We start from the raw sequence: 13,730 nt of genomic DNA, 5'->3' as shown, positions 1-13,730 counted from the left end.
GAGCACGCGTGGACGACGCATCGATCATCCCGACCGTGATCATCTGGATCCTGGTGATCGCGGTCATCATCTTCGTGATCGTCACGATCGCGCGGGCTATCCGCATCATCCCGCAGGCGACCGCGGGAGTGGTCGAGCGGCTCGGCCGCTATCACAAGACACTCTCCCCCGGGCTCAACATCCTCGTGCCGTTCATCGACCGCCTGCGGCCGCTGATCGACATGCGCGAGCAGGTGGTGTCGTTCCCGCCGCAGCCCGTGATCACCGAGGACAACCTGGTCGTCTCCATCGACACCGTCGTCTACTTCCAGGTCACCGACGCGCGCGCAGCCACCTACGAGATCGCGAACTACCTCGGCGCCGTGGAACAGCTCACCACGACGACTCTCCGTAACGTCGTGGGCGGTCTGAACCTCGAAGAGGCGCTGACGAGCCGTGACAACATCAACGGGCAGCTCCGCGTCGTCCTGGACGAGGCGACCGGCAAATGGGGCATCCGCGTGGGCCGCGTCGAGCTCAAGGCGATCGACCCGCCCGTGTCCATCCAGGACTCCATGGAGAAGCAGATGCGCGCCGAGCGGGACCGCCGTGCCGCGATCCTGACCGCCGAGGGCACGAAGCAGTCCGCGATCCTCGAAGCGGAAGGCCTCCGTCAGGCGGAGATCCTCCGCGCCGAGGGGGACAAGCAGGCCGCCGTCCTCCGCGCCCAGGGTGAGGCGGAGGCGATCCAGAGCGTCTTCTCCGCGATCCACCAGGGCGCGCCGGACGACAAGCTCCTCGCGTACCAGTATCTGCAGATGCTCCCGAAGATCAGCGAGAGCCCGTCCAGCAAGCTCTGGATCATCCCGAGCGAGCTGACCGAGGCGCTCAAGGGCATCGGCACCGCCTTCACCCCGAAGGTCGGACCCGGGTCGACCACTCCCCCCGCGGGCGCGTGACCCACCCGTACTTCGTCAAGGCCGAGCAGCCCCGCATCCTGGCCCATCGGGGTCTCGTGACCGCCGAGGGGCGGGAGTCCGGCGTCTGGGAGAACACCGCGGCCGCCTTCGCCGCCGCCCATGCCGCCGGGGCCGAGTACATCGAGACGGACTGCCAGGTCACCGCGGACGGCGACGTCGTGCTCTTCCACGATCACGACCTGCGCCGTCTGGTTCACGATCCGCGCGCTGTGCACGAGGTCAGGGCGCGGGAGCTGAGCGCCCTGTTCGCCGAGCACGGCGGTCTGCTCACGGTGGCCGAGGCGCTCTCCGCCTTCCCGGAGACCCGGTTCAACATCGACGTGAAGACACTGGCCGCCGCGGCGCCGCTGGGCCCCATCCTCGCGGCGCACACCCATCGTGTCCTCGTCACCAGCTTCTCGGATGCCAACCGGCGGGCGACGCTGGAGGCCGTACGGCAGACCGGCACCGGGCTCCGTCCCGCCACCTCCGGCGGGAGTCGGACGATCGCGGCGGTGCGTGCGCTCTCCGCCGTGCGCCTCTCCCCCGCCAGAGCGCTCCGGGAGATCGACGCCCTGCAGATCCCCGAGCGTCATGGGGCGATCCGAGTGCTGACGCCGGCGCTCCTCCGCGCCGCCCACCGGGCCGGCACCGAGGTCCACGTCTGGACCGTGAACGACGCGGACGACATGCGCCGCCTCGTGGACGCCGGCGTGGACGGCATCGTGACCGATCGCGCCGACCTCGCCGTCGCCACGATCCGGAAGCCCTGAGCCCCCATTATCCTCCGGCGCTGGGATTCCCCTGTGAATACCGCGGAGAACGTCCCGACGTGGATGAAGCGCACAGGCTCGAACGTTATACCTGACAGCGACGAGAGGACCACACAATGGCAGATCGCAGCCTGCGCGGCATCCGACTCGGCGCCCAGAGCCTACAGAGCGAAGAGGGCGTCGTTTTCATGGAGCGCCGTGAGACCACCTACACCTGTGACACCTGCGGACACGACACCACGCTCATGTTCGCTGCCGATGCCGAACCGCCTCAGACCTGGGAGTGCCGTTCCTGCGGTGCGGAAGCCCGCCTGAAGGTCGACGGCGAGGCCGTCACCCTCGAGGCCACCGACGAGAAGGCCGCTCGCACGCACTGGGACATGCTCATGGAGCGTCGCACCCGTGCGGAGCTGGAGGAGCTTCTCGAGGAGCGTCTCGCCTACATCCGAGCCCGGCGCGGTGCCGGGGAGGACCCCACCCGCGAGAAGATCGGCGCCTAGCGCCGACGGGCGCGCCACCACCCGAGACCGAGTGCGCCCAGCCCGCCCCACAGCAGCACCTGCTGCAGCCAGGGGCCCAGGACGATTCCCGCCGTGAGGCCGGAGCGGAGCTCGACATCCTCGAGCATCGCTCCGGCCTCATCCGCGTCCAGGCTCGTGACCGTCCGCCCGTCCGGGAGGATGACCTGGCTCGTGCCGACCGTGGAGATGTTGACGACGCTCCGGCCCGTCTCGATCGCGCGCATCCGCGCGAACGCGAGCTGCTGGAGATTCTCATCGGTGCCGCGGAAGTCGGCGTTGTTCGTCTGGAAGACCAGTACCTCGGCGCCGCCGTAAAGGCCCTCGGTGATGACGTCGTCGTAGATGACGTCGAAGCAGATTGCCAGGCCGACCCGCACATCGTCGACCTCGACGATCGGCGGGTTCGCCCCCGGGGTGTACTCGCGCTGGATCAGTCCGATGAGATCGGGCGCGAGAGCGTTGAAGAACGCGCGATCCGGCACATACTCGCCGAAGGGCACGGGATGACGCTTGTCGTGCTTCTGCGGCGCTGTGCCGTCCGGCAGCCAGAGCATCGAGGTGTTGTAGTAGAGGTTCCCGCGGCCGGTGGCGGCGTTGGCGAGCAGCGGCGCATCGATGCGGTTCGACACCAGAGTCATCCGTCGTGCGATGGCGGAGTTCGCGAAGGGATCCGTGTCGAGGCCGCCTTCCGGCCACACGAGCAGATCGACGTCCTCGCCGTACAGCGGTTCGGTCGCCTCGGTCTGTGCCTGGATCACGGCGAAGGGCTCGCGCTCGTCGAAGTAGCCGGTCGGCCCGTTCCCCTGCACCGCGGCGATCCGCATCGATCCGGACGGCGTCGTCGGGAAGAGCGGCGTGAAGAAGAGGACCAGGACGAGGGCAGCAGGCGCGAGCAGGGCGACCGGTCGCCGCCACAGTTCCAGGCGCACGATCTCGATCACCATCGCGACGAGGAACACCATCAGGAAGCTCAGCCCGCTCACGCCGACCCAGGAGGACAGCGCGGCGAGGGGGCTCTCGGCCTGGCTCATCCCGAGGCGGGCCCAGGGGAAGCCGCCGTACGGCCACCAGCCGAGGAACAGCTCCCGCCCGACCCAGAGCGCAGCGATCACGGCCGGGAGGGTCAGCAGACGCCCTGCGGTGCCCGGCCAGGCGCGGGGCAGCCAGCGGTACGCGAGGGTCAGGGGGATCAGCGCGACGGCCGTGAGGACGCCCTCGACGACGCTCAGGGCGGCCCACGGCAGTGGCCCGAGGTACCGCGAGGTCCAGGACACGAGCACAGCGAAGAACACGATGCCGTAGACCAGCCCCACGAGCAGTGCTCCGCCGGCCCGTCGGCCGATCAGCGCGAGAAGCAGAAGCCCCGTGGCCGGGAAGGCCAGGATCCAGACCGCGGCCTCGGGAAACGCGAGGTCCATGAGCAGCGCAGCCAGTGCGGCCACGGGAACGGCGGCCCACAGGGGCAGGAGGGCGCGTCGACGGACGGAGGTTTCGGTCATGCGGGTGGATCTCACATCGAGGAGTAGGCGACGATGCCACGGCGCACACCGTCGAGGGCAGCCCGGGCAGTGCGTGCCAGCGCGGCGTCCTCCGCGACGATGGACAGCTGATCCAGGAGGTCGATGGTCTGCTTCGCCCACCGCACGAAGTCGCCGGCCGCCATGTCGGCATCGATCAGGACACGATCGAGCATCCCGCCGCGCGCCCAGGCGTGCATCGCACCCGCGAGCCCGGCCGCCAGGGGCTCGCTTCCCGGCAACTGGTGGTCCTGCTCCAGGTCGTCGAGCTCAGCCCACAGCGCGGTCGTCTTCTCGTAGGCCGCTCGGAAGGCGCCCCTCGGGAGGCCCCGCTCCCCTGCATTCGCTTCGTCGCGGCGCGGCTCGTACACGAGGCAGCATGCCATCGCGGCCAGCGACGGCGCATCCAGCCCCTTCCAGAGGCCCTGACGCAGCGATTCGGCCACGAGCAGGTCGCGCTCACCGTAGATCCGCCGCATCGTGCGCCCGGCATCGGTCAGGTGCATCCCATCCTCGCCGCGACGGACGTAGTCCAGCGTCTCCAGCACCTCGACGACACGGTCGAAGACGCGGGCCACCGTGCCGGTCCTGGTCTCGATCTGACGGCGCGTGCGATCGGTCTGGCGCTTGAGCTTCCAGTAGCGCTCGGCCCACCGGGCGTGCTTCTCGCGGTCGGGGCACCGGTGACAGGGGTGGCGCTGCATCCGCGTCCGGAGCGTCTGGATCCGTTTCATCCGCTTGTCCCGAGCAGCGTGCGGGGCCTGGGTGTCCTGCCGGTTCTTCTTCTCGAGGTCGCTCAGCTCGCGGCGGATGGCGGCGTACTCCGGGAAGTCGCCGTGCTCGCACGCCATCGCCGACTGATAGCCGGTCAGCGACTCCTCGGCCTCCCGCACCTGTCGGGCGAGTCCGACCACCGCGCGGTCCGCCTGGAACTGGGCGAACGACGACTCCAGGATCTGCCGGGCTCTGGTCTGCCCGAAGAGATCGATCAGGTTGACGGCCATGTTGTACGTCGGCCGGAAGCTGGAGTTGAGCGGATAGGTCCGCCGCGACGCGAGGGCGGCGACGGCCAGCGGGTCCATGCCCTCGCTCCACTGCACGACCGCGTGCCCCTCGACGTCGATGCCGCGGCGCCCAGCGCGGCCCGTGAGCTGTGTGTACTCACCGGAGGTGATCGCGACTCGAGCCTCGCCGTTGAACTTCTCCATCTTCTCGAGGACCACCGTCCGCGCCGGCATGTTGATGCCGAGGGCCAGCGTCTCGGTCGCGAAGACGACCTTGAGCAGCTTCCTCTGGAAGAGGTCTTCGACGACCTCCTTGAAGGCGGGCAGGAGGCCGGCATGATGGGCGGCCACGCCCCGTTCGAGGTTGTCCAGCCAGTCCCAGTAGCCGAGCACCCCGAGGTCTTCGTCCTGGAGTGTGCGGGTGCGCTCCTCGACGATGGCCCGGATCTCGGCCCGCTCCTCCGACGAGGTCAGACGGAGACCGGAGCGCCGCACCTGCTGCACCGCCGCGTCGCAGCCCACGCGGCTGAAGATGAAGAAGATGGCGGGAAGAAGGTTCGATCGCGCCAGGAGCTCGACCACATCGGGACGGTCCATGCGCTCGATCCGGCGCGCGTTCGCGGCGCGCACGGGGCGGCGTCCGCCCCGAGGCGGACGAGGGGCCTGGCGCCCGGCGTGCCGGTTGCTTCGGTAGGACTGGGCCTGGCGGTTGCTCTCGTAGGTGGAACCGGTGAACGACCGGATCCGCATGAGCTCTTGATTCACCTGGGCCGTGGCGATGCCGGCACGGTCGTCGAAGAGCGGCAGCAGGTCGTCACGCACGAGCACGTGCTGCTCCAACGGCACCGGACGGATCTCGGAGACGATGACCTCGGTGTCACCGCGAACCGTGTCGAGCCAGTCGCCGAACTCCTCGGCGTTCGACACCGTCGCGCTCAGCGACACCAGGCGCACACGGGGCGGGAGGTGGATGATGACCTCTTCCCACACGGCTCCCCGGAAGCGGTCGGCCAGATAGTGCACCTCGTCCATCACGACGTAGCGCAGGTCGCGCAGCGCCGCGGAGTCGGCATAGATCATGTTCCGCAGGACCTCGGTGGTCATGACCACGATGCGGGCGTTGCCGTTGATGTTGGTGTCGCCCGTCAGCAGACCGACGTCGTCCGCACCGTAGACATCGACGAGTTCGCGGAACTTCTGGTTGGAGAGCGCCTTCATCGGCGTGGTGTAGAAGGCTTTGTCCGTCGCGGTCTGCATCGCCAGGTGGATGGCGAACTCCCCCACGATGGTCTTCCCGGCGCCGGTGGGGGCCGCCACGAGTACGCTGCGACCGTTCTCCAGCGCGTGGCATCCGGCGAGCTGGAACGGGTCGAGCTGGAAGCGCTGGCGCGCCGCGAAAGCTGCCGTCTCCGGATGCGCCGCACTCTCCTGCGCCTGCGCATATCGCTCGGACGGCGAACTCATGTGGCGTCCGGGACGAGTCCAGCGGCGGTGTCCCGCTTGCGCTTGCGTCGGTCGAAGAGGAGCGACAGTCCTGCCGCTGCGAAGAAGAGGACGATGAGGATGCCGGCCAGCATGAGCATGCTCACCACGTCCGCGGCCGGGGTCGCCAGCGCGGCGAAGATCGTCGCGATGAGGATCGCCACCCGCCACCCCTTGAGGATCGCGCGACCCGACATCACCCCGGCGAGGTTGAGCGCCACGAGGAAGACGGGAAGGACGAACGAGATGCCGATGACGATCATCAGCTTGAACACGAAGTCGTAGTACTCCTGGGCGGAGTAGAAGTTGGTGCCGCCCTCCGGGGTGAAGCTCCACATGAGCTCGATGACGTGCGGCATGATCTGCACCCCGAGATAGCAGCCTGCGAAGAACAGCGGCACTGCGGCGACGACGAAGCCGACGGTGTAACGGATCTCCTTGCGGGTGAGGCCGGGCATGATGAAGGCCCAGATCTGCCACAGCCAGACAGGTGCGGAGAGGAACAGGCCGATCGTGAAGGCGATGCGCATACGCATGTCGAACGCGGACGTCACTGTCGCGAAGTTCAAGGCGCTGAAGTCATCACCGCGCTGTTCCGAGATGATACGGATCGGACCGGTGATGAAATGGATGACCGGGTCCGCGATGATGAACGCCACGACCATGCCGACGACCAGAGCGATCGCCGCGTACATGAGGCGCTTGCGCAGTTCGACGAGATGTGCGCCCAGCGACATCCGCCGATCCCGATCCGCCGTCGGCATCACGGTCGGTTCGATGGCTGCCACGGCCGGTCAGGCGCGAGGCGGAGTCTCAGGGTCGGTGCCCGAGTCCTTCACCGTCGTCGGCTCCGCGGGAGCCGACTCGGCACGAACCGCGTCTTCTTCCTTCATGGCCTTCATCTCACCCTTGAAGACGCGGGCCGACTGGCCCATGCTCTTCGCGAGAGCCGGCAGCTTGGCAGCGCCGAAGAGGAGGAGGATAACGGCCAGCACGATGAGCAGGTGCCAGCCTTGCATTCCAGCGAACATATCGACAATCCCGTCGTAGGGGGGCTTTCCGCCCAGTCTACAGATCAAACCTCGGCATCTGGCCGGTGGTAGAGCGCGAGTCCGGCGGCAGCCCACTCCCGGGTTGCGGTCCGCGCGATCCCCGGATCCGTGACCTCCATCGCACCGCCGAAACGGGCCGCGAGCCGTTTGATGCCACGGGGGTCCGCGAGGTGGAGCTGCGTCGTCACCATCCCGTCGCCGATGCGGAGCGTCTCCGTGGGCACGAAACCGCTGAGCAGCGGAGCGAGGCGCTCCGGGACGCGGACGGTGACCTCGCGCTCCTCCTCCAGCCCGGCGAACGCCTCCGGCACCCGGTCGCCGCCGTGCGTGCTGGGGATGTCGGTCAGGGTCGGCGCGCTGACACGATCGAGATGGAACGTGCGCATCGCCTCGCGCATGTGGCACCAGCCCTGCAGGTACCACTGTCCGTTCGTGATGAGGATCTGCACGGGATCCACGGTGCGGGTCATCGGGGCCGCGTCGGGAGCCTGGTAGGTGAACGAGACGGCCACGCCCGTCTGCAGGCCGCGGGAGACGACCTCGCGCACCTCGTCCACCGCGGTCGGGGCGACGACGACGTCGGCCGGGGCGTCAGCGGCCCCCCGCGAGAGCTTGGAGATGAGTCCGGCCACGAGCCCGGAGTCGGATACGGCGGGCACGGCGGCGACCATCTGCAGGCCCGCGAGCAGGGCCGCGGCCTCACGCGCCGTGAAACGCGGCACCCGACGCAGGGCCACGTCGTTCGTGATCTCGATGACGTCCTCGAGGTCGAGGAGGTCCCAGTTGATGTCGAACATCTCCTGCGGCTGCTGCCAGTAGCCCGCCTCGCCGGGAAGGCCGATGACGGTCAGCTTCTCGACCATCGCCCGCATCTCCCGCGGGCTCACCCCGAACTCCTCGGCGGCCTCCGCGAGCGAGACCTGTCCGTGCTCGAGCAGATACGGGACGAGGGTGAGGTAGAGGCGGACGCGTTCTGCGGCGAGAAGAGGCTTGGGAGCGGCGCTCATGCCGACACCTCCGTATCGGTGTGGGCCTCGACCACCGCGCGCAGACGGCTGATCACCGCGTCCCTGAGCGGTGCGGGCTCGACCACGCGGACCTCGGGTCCATAGGAAGCCAGCTCGTCCGCCAGGATGTGCAGATCGACGAAGGGCACATGGATGCCCTGGGCGGCGGGTGTCGCACGCCGGCCCAGGCGCAGTGCCGCTTCGGTACCAGGGGTGACCTCCAGCAGCGCTGAGTTCTCGGCAGCGACACGCTCGAGGCCGCTCAAGGCCCGCTCCCCCGCGCCCTCCCGCAACGCCGCGTCGAACGTGGTCGCACTCACGACGACGTCGCCGACGATGCGGCTGAGCAGGAACGTCCGGTCCTCCTCGATGTCGACGTCTACGCCGTAGACATGCCAGCGCGCTTCATAGTCCACCAACGCGAGCGGACGGATACGCCGGCGCCGGGGCGCGTCCTCTCCCGGCTTCAGATAGTCGAAGGAGACCACCCTGCGGCGTTCGATCGCGTCCTGCAAAGGCGCGAAAGCAGCGTCGCGTGCGGTGATCCGCGGCGCGAAGCCGATGATCGGCTCATCGCCGTCGATGCCCAGGGCGCGGATCTTCCGGACGCCCGACTGCGCGTCTCCCGAGACGGACTCCGCACTCCAGACGCTACCGGCGAGGCGGAGCACGGCCAGCTCCGCAGGAGAGAACTCGATGTCTCCCGGCAGGTCGTATTCCGCTTGCGGAATGCGGTATCGGGCCTCCCGCAGGTCGTTCGGGTCGGCGGCGTCACCGATCGTCTCGATCGGGACGCCGAGAGCGCGCAGCTCGTCCTTGTCCCGCTCGAACATCTTCTCCAGAGCATCCGAGCGCGTCCCTGCATCGGCGCGCTGGCGATAGCCGGAGACGTTGTCGAGGATCTGCTGCTTGGTGAGCCCGATCTCCGTCGCCATCAGCGCCACGACGAGGTTCGTCAGGCGCTCTTCGGCAGGGATCCGGGCAGCCATCAGGGTGCGGAGACCGGGGACACGCCGAGGATGTCGACCACGACGGCCATCGCGGCGGAGCTCTCGGTCTTCGGCAGGACGACGAGGACCTGGGAGCCGACCGGCTTGCCCACCAGCGCGTCTGCCACCGGGGCGGCGATCTGGCGGATGCTGTCGGTGGCGGACTGTCCCCACGTGCTCTGCAGGACGGACTTGTCGTCCCAGCTCACCGCGGTGAAGTGGACGAGCGGCGTCTGCTCGTCGGTCAGCTTCTCGCCGTCTCCGCGGATCAGCGTCTGGACGACCTGTTCCTCCGGGGCGGCGCTGTCGGGGATGATGATGCCCGGGGTGCCGTCGTCGGCGCGCACCACGGTCGGCATGCCCTGCGCGTCATTGAACTGCAGCGTGCCTTCGGCCTTCGGGAGGAAGGCGTCGACGATATCGATCACGAACACCGCGATGTCGTCCTCGCCCATGCCGAAGCCACCGAGGTTCGCCTCGCCGAAGTCCTCCGGAGTCAGACCCGCCACGATGCGCGTGCCACCCGTCGCGCACTCCAGGACATCGGCGAGCCCAGGAGACTGCGTGGCCCAGGAGCCGATCGTCGACGGGCGGGTGTCCTCCTCGTCGTACGTCGTCTGGAAGATCTGCTCGCCGGTCGCGCCGTTGTAGATCGAGATCTGCGCGATGAGCGGCTGGGCGTCATCCACGAGCGCACGCCCGTCCCCCGTGACCGCGTCGGCGTAGGACGTCTCCGTGAGACGCACCGGTGCGAAGATCTCCACCTCGGGCTCGGAGCCGACCTCGCCGCTGACCGTGACGGCACTGTCGATGCCGTTGGCGTGTCCGTCGCGATCGCACGTGGCATCGGCGGACGAAGAGGTCACGCTGCATCCCGTCAAGGCGAGCGCGGCGAGGCTGAGGGAGGCCAGAACGGCGGACGTTTTACGCACGCGCTCCAGTCTATTCCGTCGGGTGGTCGGATTCGCGCGATGCCGCCGCCAACCGCGCGCCTTCGGCGGCTTTCCCTGCTTCACGGGCGCGCTTGCGGAGGTTCTTGTCGGTGATCTCGCGATCGCCGACCGCACCCGGTGTCCACAGCTCCACATCCTCGTCGCTGTAGCTGCTCTTCGAAGCGCGACGCTTCACCGACGGAGCCACGGCGCCCGGGGCGAGCCGGCGAGCCGTGAGGAGGAAGCCGGTGTGGGCGACCATCCGGTGATCCGGACGGACGGCCAGTCCCTCGACATGCCAGCCGCGCACCATCGTCTCCGACGCCTCCGGGTCGGTGAACAGCCCGGTACCGCGGATGAACTCGGCGACACGGGAGAGCTGCGTGGCGGTGGCGATGTAGCAGAGCACGACACCGCCGGGGGTCAGCGCCTCCGCGACCGCCTCGATGCACTCCCACGGCGCGAGCATGTCGAGCACCACCCGGTCGACGGTGCCGGGCTCGACTTCCGCGGGCAGCGCGGCGACGAGGTCTCCGACGACGACGCGCCACGAGTCGGGCCGCTCCCCGAAGAAGGTCTCGACGTTCGCCTGCGCCACCTCGGCGAAGTCCTCTCGGCGCTCGAAGGAGAGCAGACGTCCCGTCGAGCCGACGGCCCGCAGGAGCGACAGGGACAGGGCGCCTGACCCGACACCCGCCTCGACGACGGTGGCTCCCGGGAAGATGTCGGCCTGCATGACGATCTGCGCGGCGTCCTTCGGGTAGACGATCGCGGCGCCGCGGGGCATCGACATCGCGAAGTCGCGCAGCAGCGGTCGGAGCGCCAGGTACTCGTGCCCCGAGCTGTTGGCCACGACCGAGCCGTCGGGAAGGCCGATGAGATCACGGTGGCGGAGGACGCCATGGTGGGTGTGCAGCTCGCCGTCTTCGCGGAGCGTGACAGTGTGCAGGCGGCCCTTCGGGCCGGTGAGCTGCACACGATCACCCTCGCGGAAGGGGCCGCTGGGGCGCGGAGCGGTAGGGGTCGTCATCGAGTGGCCTCCGTGATCGCGGCGCGGGAGCCGAAGAGCTCCACGAGGTCGGCCGCGCCCCGGCCGTCGAGGGTCGCCCAGAGCTCGTGAGCGCCCAGGCCGTCGAGCGGGACGATGTGCGGGACGCCGATCGTCAGGGCTCCGGAAGCGAGACCAGCGCGAAGACCGGTCGGCGAGTCCTCGATGACCACGACGTCGGCAATGTCCACATCGAGGAGTGCCGCGGCCTGAAGGTACGGCTCGGGGTGCGGCTTGGGGTTGTCGACGTCGTCTCCGGCGACGACGATGTCGAACGCCTCGAACTCGATCAGCCCGACCACGTCGAGCGCCATCCGGCGCAGCGACATCGTCACCAGTCCGGTCGGGATCCCGGCGGCGCGGAGGTCGCGGAGAAGCTCCTGGGCGCCCGGTCGGAAGGGGACGCCCTGGGTCCGCAGCGACTCCTGCACGGCGGTCGTGAGGTGCGAGACGATCGTCTCGGGAGCCATGTCGACCCCCGCGCCCTGGAGGATGATCGCGCTGTCGATCAGGCCGCTGCCCACGAGCTGCAGGGCGTCCTCATGGGACCAGGTGCCGCCGAACGACTCCACCAGAGCGGTCTCGGCCGCCATCCAGTACGGCTCGGTGTCGACGAGTGTTCCATCCATGTCCCAGAGGACCGCGCGGGGCTTGTTGCTCACTGAACCCATGCTAGCCGGGCCCGCCCACATCCCCTCGACGCGGGCTAGCCTGGGGGGACCAGAACCACGACCTCGAAGGGAGCACGGCATGGACGTTCTCGGTTCGCGCATCATCATCGCCGCCTTCGACGGATGGAACGATGCCGGTGAGGCCGCCACCGGAGCCGTCGGCGCTTTGCAGGCGGCCGGCGGCTACGACCTCGTGCACTCGGTCGATCCGGAACTCTACTTCGACTACCAGTACACCCGTCCTGCGACGCGCCTCGACGCCGAGGGCCGTCGCCAGATGACCTGGCCGGAGGCGGGGCTGTGGCGCCCGCGAGACCCGGGCCCCGGCCCCGAGTTCTGGCTCCTCACCGGCGCCGAGCCCGCTCGCACCTGGCAGGCGTTCGCGTCCGAATTCATCGATGTCGCGCTGCGCGACGACATCACGGGGTTCGTGACCCTCGGCGCGATGCTCTCCGATGTCCCGCACACCCGCCCGATCTCGATCTTCGCGTCGAGCCAGAACGAGCAGGTCCGTGAGGCGCATGCGCTGGAGCGGTCGGTGTACGAGGGCCCGGTCGGCATCCTCACGGTGCTCGAGCACTTCGCCGAGAACGCGGGCATCCCCTCCGTGAGCCTCTGGGCGAGCGTCCCGCACTACGTCGCCTCTGCCGCCCCCTCGCCGAAGGTCACCCTGGCCCTCCTCGACCGCCTCGAGGAGCTGACAGGGGTGGACGTGGACCGCCGGCACCTCCGCACGGAAGCCGCGGCCTGGGAGGCGTCGATCGATGCCGCCGCGTCCGAGGACGAGGATATGGCGGAGTACATCCGACAGCTGGAGCGCACGCGGGACACGTGGGACTCCCCCGACGCGTCCGGGGACGCGATCGCCCAGGCGTTCGAGCGCTACCTGCGTCGCCGCGACGACGGCCGCGGCGACCGCAAGCGCTGATCAGGCGGACGCCGGGATGACGCCCATCGCGAGCAGCACGAGCAGCACGCCGCCGAGCAGGATCCGGTAGATCACGAACGGCAGGAAGCTGCGCTTCGAGATCCAGTTCATGAAGAACGCGATCACGCCCAGCGCGACGACGAAGGCGACACCCGTCGCGGCCACGGTGTCGCCGAGCGAGAAGAAGGACGGCTCGCCCCAGCTCTTGAACAGCTGGTAGAAGCCGCTGCCGAACACGGCCGGGATCGCCAGCAGGAAGGCGTAGCGGGCGGCGGCGGCGCGCTCATAGCCGAGGAAGAGACCCATGGTGATCGTGCCACCGGATCGCGACACACCGGGGATGAGGGCGAGCGCCTGCGCGAGACCGAAGGCGATGCCGTGCGGGTAGGTCAGGTCGTCGAGCTTGCGGCGCTTGGCACCGACGTGATCGGCGATTCCCAGGAGGATGCCGAACACGATGAGCATGATCGCCACGATCCAGAGCGAGCGGAAGACGGTCTCGATCTGGTCCTGGAACAGGAGCCCGAGCAGCACGATGGGGATGCTGCCGATGATGATGAGCCAGCCCATGCGTGCGTCCGGATCATTCCGCGGCACCTTGCCGGAGAGGGACCGGAACCACTGGGAGATGATGCGGACGATGTCCCGCCAGAAGAACACGACGACCGCGGCCTCGGTGCCGATCTGCGTGATGGCGGTAAACGCCGCACCCGGGTCCTCCCCGGAGGGCAGGAACGTCCCGACGACACGCAGATGGGCGCTGGATGAGATCGGCAGGAACTCGGTGAGGCCCTGGACGATTCCCAGGATCAGTGCTTCGAGCAGGTGCATGGAGAGGCCTTCGTCTTTCGGGACGGCACGGAGCGCG

The 13,730-nt window shown here is 69.0% G+C and carries 14 protein-coding genes; 4 read left to right on the top strand and 10 right to left on the bottom strand.

The genetic code is table 11. The features are described from left to right. Positions 1-8: 8 nt before the first annotated feature. The 3 genes from WFJ36_RS04225 to WFJ36_RS04215 all read left to right on the top strand — a co-directional run bounded on the left by WFJ36_RS04225 (position 9) and on the right by WFJ36_RS04215 (position 2,211). Positions 9-938, top strand: coding sequence for an SPFH domain-containing protein (locus WFJ36_RS04225; RefSeq protein WP_071328597.1), 930 nt, complete (start codon positions 9-11; stop codon positions 936-938). After that, a complete protein-coding gene (locus tag WFJ36_RS04220) occupies positions 935-1,711 on the top strand; it encodes a glycerophosphodiester phosphodiesterase family protein (protein WP_336642709.1) in 777 nt (258 codons plus the stop codon). The genes WFJ36_RS04225 and WFJ36_RS04220 overlap by 4 nt, the downstream gene beginning before the upstream one ends. 116 nt (positions 1,712-1,827) lie before the next feature. Then, positions 1,828-2,211 carry an RNA polymerase-binding protein RbpA gene (locus WFJ36_RS04215; protein ID WP_060921636.1) on the top strand — a complete coding sequence of 128 codons (384 nt, stop codon included), beginning with the start codon at positions 1,828-1,830 and terminating at the stop codon, positions 2,209-2,211. Here WFJ36_RS04215 and lnt read toward each other — a convergent pair. The 9 genes from lnt to WFJ36_RS04170 are packed head-to-tail and all read right to left on the bottom strand — an operon-like array spanning position 2,208 to position 11,925. Further along, on the bottom strand, positions 2,208-3,731 hold the full coding sequence (lnt, locus tag WFJ36_RS04210; protein ID WP_292789609.1) for an apolipoprotein N-acyltransferase: 1,524 nt from the start codon (positions 3,729-3,731) through the stop codon (positions 2,208-2,210). The two genes, WFJ36_RS04215 and lnt, sit on opposite strands and share 4 nt — an antisense overlap. A gap of 11 nt (positions 3,732-3,742) precedes the next feature. Next, the gene (locus WFJ36_RS04205; RefSeq protein ID WP_336642708.1) at positions 3,743-6,217 is read right to left on the bottom strand and encodes a DEAD/DEAH box helicase; all 2,475 of its coding nucleotides are present in this window, start codon (positions 6,215-6,217) and stop codon (positions 3,743-3,745) included. Then, entirely contained in the window at positions 6,214-6,972 is a 759-nt protein-coding gene (gene tatC / locus WFJ36_RS04200) for a twin-arginine translocase subunit TatC (RefSeq protein ID WP_025103439.1), read from the bottom strand. Before tatC ends, WFJ36_RS04205 begins: the two co-directional genes overlap by 4 nt. A 57-nt stretch (positions 6,973-7,029) precedes the next feature. After that, a complete protein-coding gene (gene tatA / locus WFJ36_RS04195; RefSeq protein WP_025103438.1) occupies positions 7,030-7,266 on the bottom strand; it encodes a twin-arginine translocase TatA/TatE family subunit in 237 nt (78 codons plus the stop codon). Between the two features lie 44 nt (positions 7,267-7,310). Continuing rightward, positions 7,311-8,294 (bottom strand): helix-turn-helix transcriptional regulator, encoded by a 984-nt coding sequence (locus WFJ36_RS04190; RefSeq protein WP_336642707.1) that lies wholly within the window; start codon positions 8,292-8,294, stop codon positions 7,311-7,313. Further along, complete coding sequence (locus WFJ36_RS04185) at positions 8,291-9,283, bottom strand: helix-turn-helix transcriptional regulator (RefSeq protein ID WP_292789601.1); 993 nt, start codon at positions 9,281-9,283, stop codon at positions 8,291-8,293. Before WFJ36_RS04185 ends, WFJ36_RS04190 begins: the two co-directional genes overlap by 4 nt. Then, positions 9,283-10,215, bottom strand: a complete 933-nt coding sequence (locus tag WFJ36_RS04180; protein WP_292789599.1) for a hypothetical protein — start codon at positions 10,213-10,215, stop codon at positions 9,283-9,285. Before WFJ36_RS04180 ends, WFJ36_RS04185 begins: the two co-directional genes overlap by 1 nt. A 10-nt stretch (positions 10,216-10,225) precedes the next feature. Beyond that, entirely contained in the window at positions 10,226-11,245 is a 1,020-nt protein-coding gene (locus WFJ36_RS04175; RefSeq protein WP_071328590.1) for a tRNA (adenine-N1)-methyltransferase, read from the bottom strand. Then, a complete protein-coding gene (locus WFJ36_RS04170; protein ID WP_396654753.1) occupies positions 11,242-11,925 on the bottom strand; it encodes an HAD family hydrolase in 684 nt (227 codons plus the stop codon). The genes WFJ36_RS04175 and WFJ36_RS04170 overlap by 4 nt, the downstream gene beginning before the upstream one ends. Before the next feature lie 88 nt (positions 11,926-12,013). Here WFJ36_RS04170 and WFJ36_RS04165 point away from each other — a divergent pair, with 88 nt between their 5' ends. Continuing rightward, complete coding sequence (locus tag WFJ36_RS04165) at positions 12,014-12,862, top strand: PAC2 family protein (protein WP_060922601.1); 849 nt, start codon at positions 12,014-12,016, stop codon at positions 12,860-12,862. Here the strand turns inward: WFJ36_RS04165 and WFJ36_RS04160 are convergent, their stop codons facing one another. Beyond that, positions 12,863-13,693, bottom strand: coding sequence for an undecaprenyl-diphosphate phosphatase (locus WFJ36_RS04160; protein WP_071328589.1), 831 nt, complete (start codon positions 13,691-13,693; stop codon positions 12,863-12,865). Between the last annotated feature and the right edge of the window lie 37 nt (positions 13,694-13,730).

Source organism: Microbacterium sp. MMO-113 (assembly GCF_037148555.1).
Classification (GTDB): Bacteria; Actinomycetota; Actinomycetes; order Actinomycetales; family Microbacteriaceae; genus Microbacterium.
Note: the sequence above shows the minus strand (reverse complement) of the source record. Positions and strands in the feature narration are given on the sequence as shown.

Excerpts from the sequence above, each read along its gene's own strand:
- tatC (WP_025103439.1), bottom strand. The coding sequence starts at position 6,972 with ATGTCGCTGGGCGCACATCTCGTCGAACTGCGCAAGCGCCTCATGTAC.
- WFJ36_RS04190 (WP_336642707.1), bottom strand. The coding sequence starts at position 8,294 with ATGAGCGCCGCTCCCAAGCCTCTTCTCGCCGCAGAACGCGTCCGCCTC.
- WFJ36_RS04160 (WP_071328589.1), bottom strand. The coding sequence starts at position 13,693 with ATGCACCTGCTCGAAGCACTGATCCTGGGAATCGTCCAGGGCCTCACC.
- lnt (WP_292789609.1), bottom strand. The coding sequence starts at position 3,731 with ATGACCGAAACCTCCGTCCGTCGACGCGCCCTCCTGCCCCTGTGGGCC.
- WFJ36_RS04185 (WP_292789601.1), bottom strand. The coding sequence starts at position 9,283 with ATGGCTGCCCGGATCCCTGCCGAAGAGCGCCTGACGAACCTCGTCGTG.
- WFJ36_RS04205 (WP_336642708.1), bottom strand. The coding sequence starts at position 6,217 with ATGAGTTCGCCGTCCGAGCGATATGCGCAGGCGCAGGAGAGTGCGGCG.
- WFJ36_RS04165 (WP_060922601.1), top strand. The coding sequence starts at position 12,014 with ATGGACGTTCTCGGTTCGCGCATCATCATCGCCGCCTTCGACGGATGG.
- tatA (WP_025103438.1), bottom strand. The coding sequence starts at position 7,266 with ATGTTCGCTGGAATGCAAGGCTGGCACCTGCTCATCGTGCTGGCCGTT.
- WFJ36_RS04175 (WP_071328590.1), bottom strand. The coding sequence starts at position 11,245 with ATGACGACCCCTACCGCTCCGCGCCCCAGCGGCCCCTTCCGCGAGGGT.
- WFJ36_RS04215 (WP_060921636.1), top strand. The coding sequence starts at position 1,828 with ATGGCAGATCGCAGCCTGCGCGGCATCCGACTCGGCGCCCAGAGCCTA.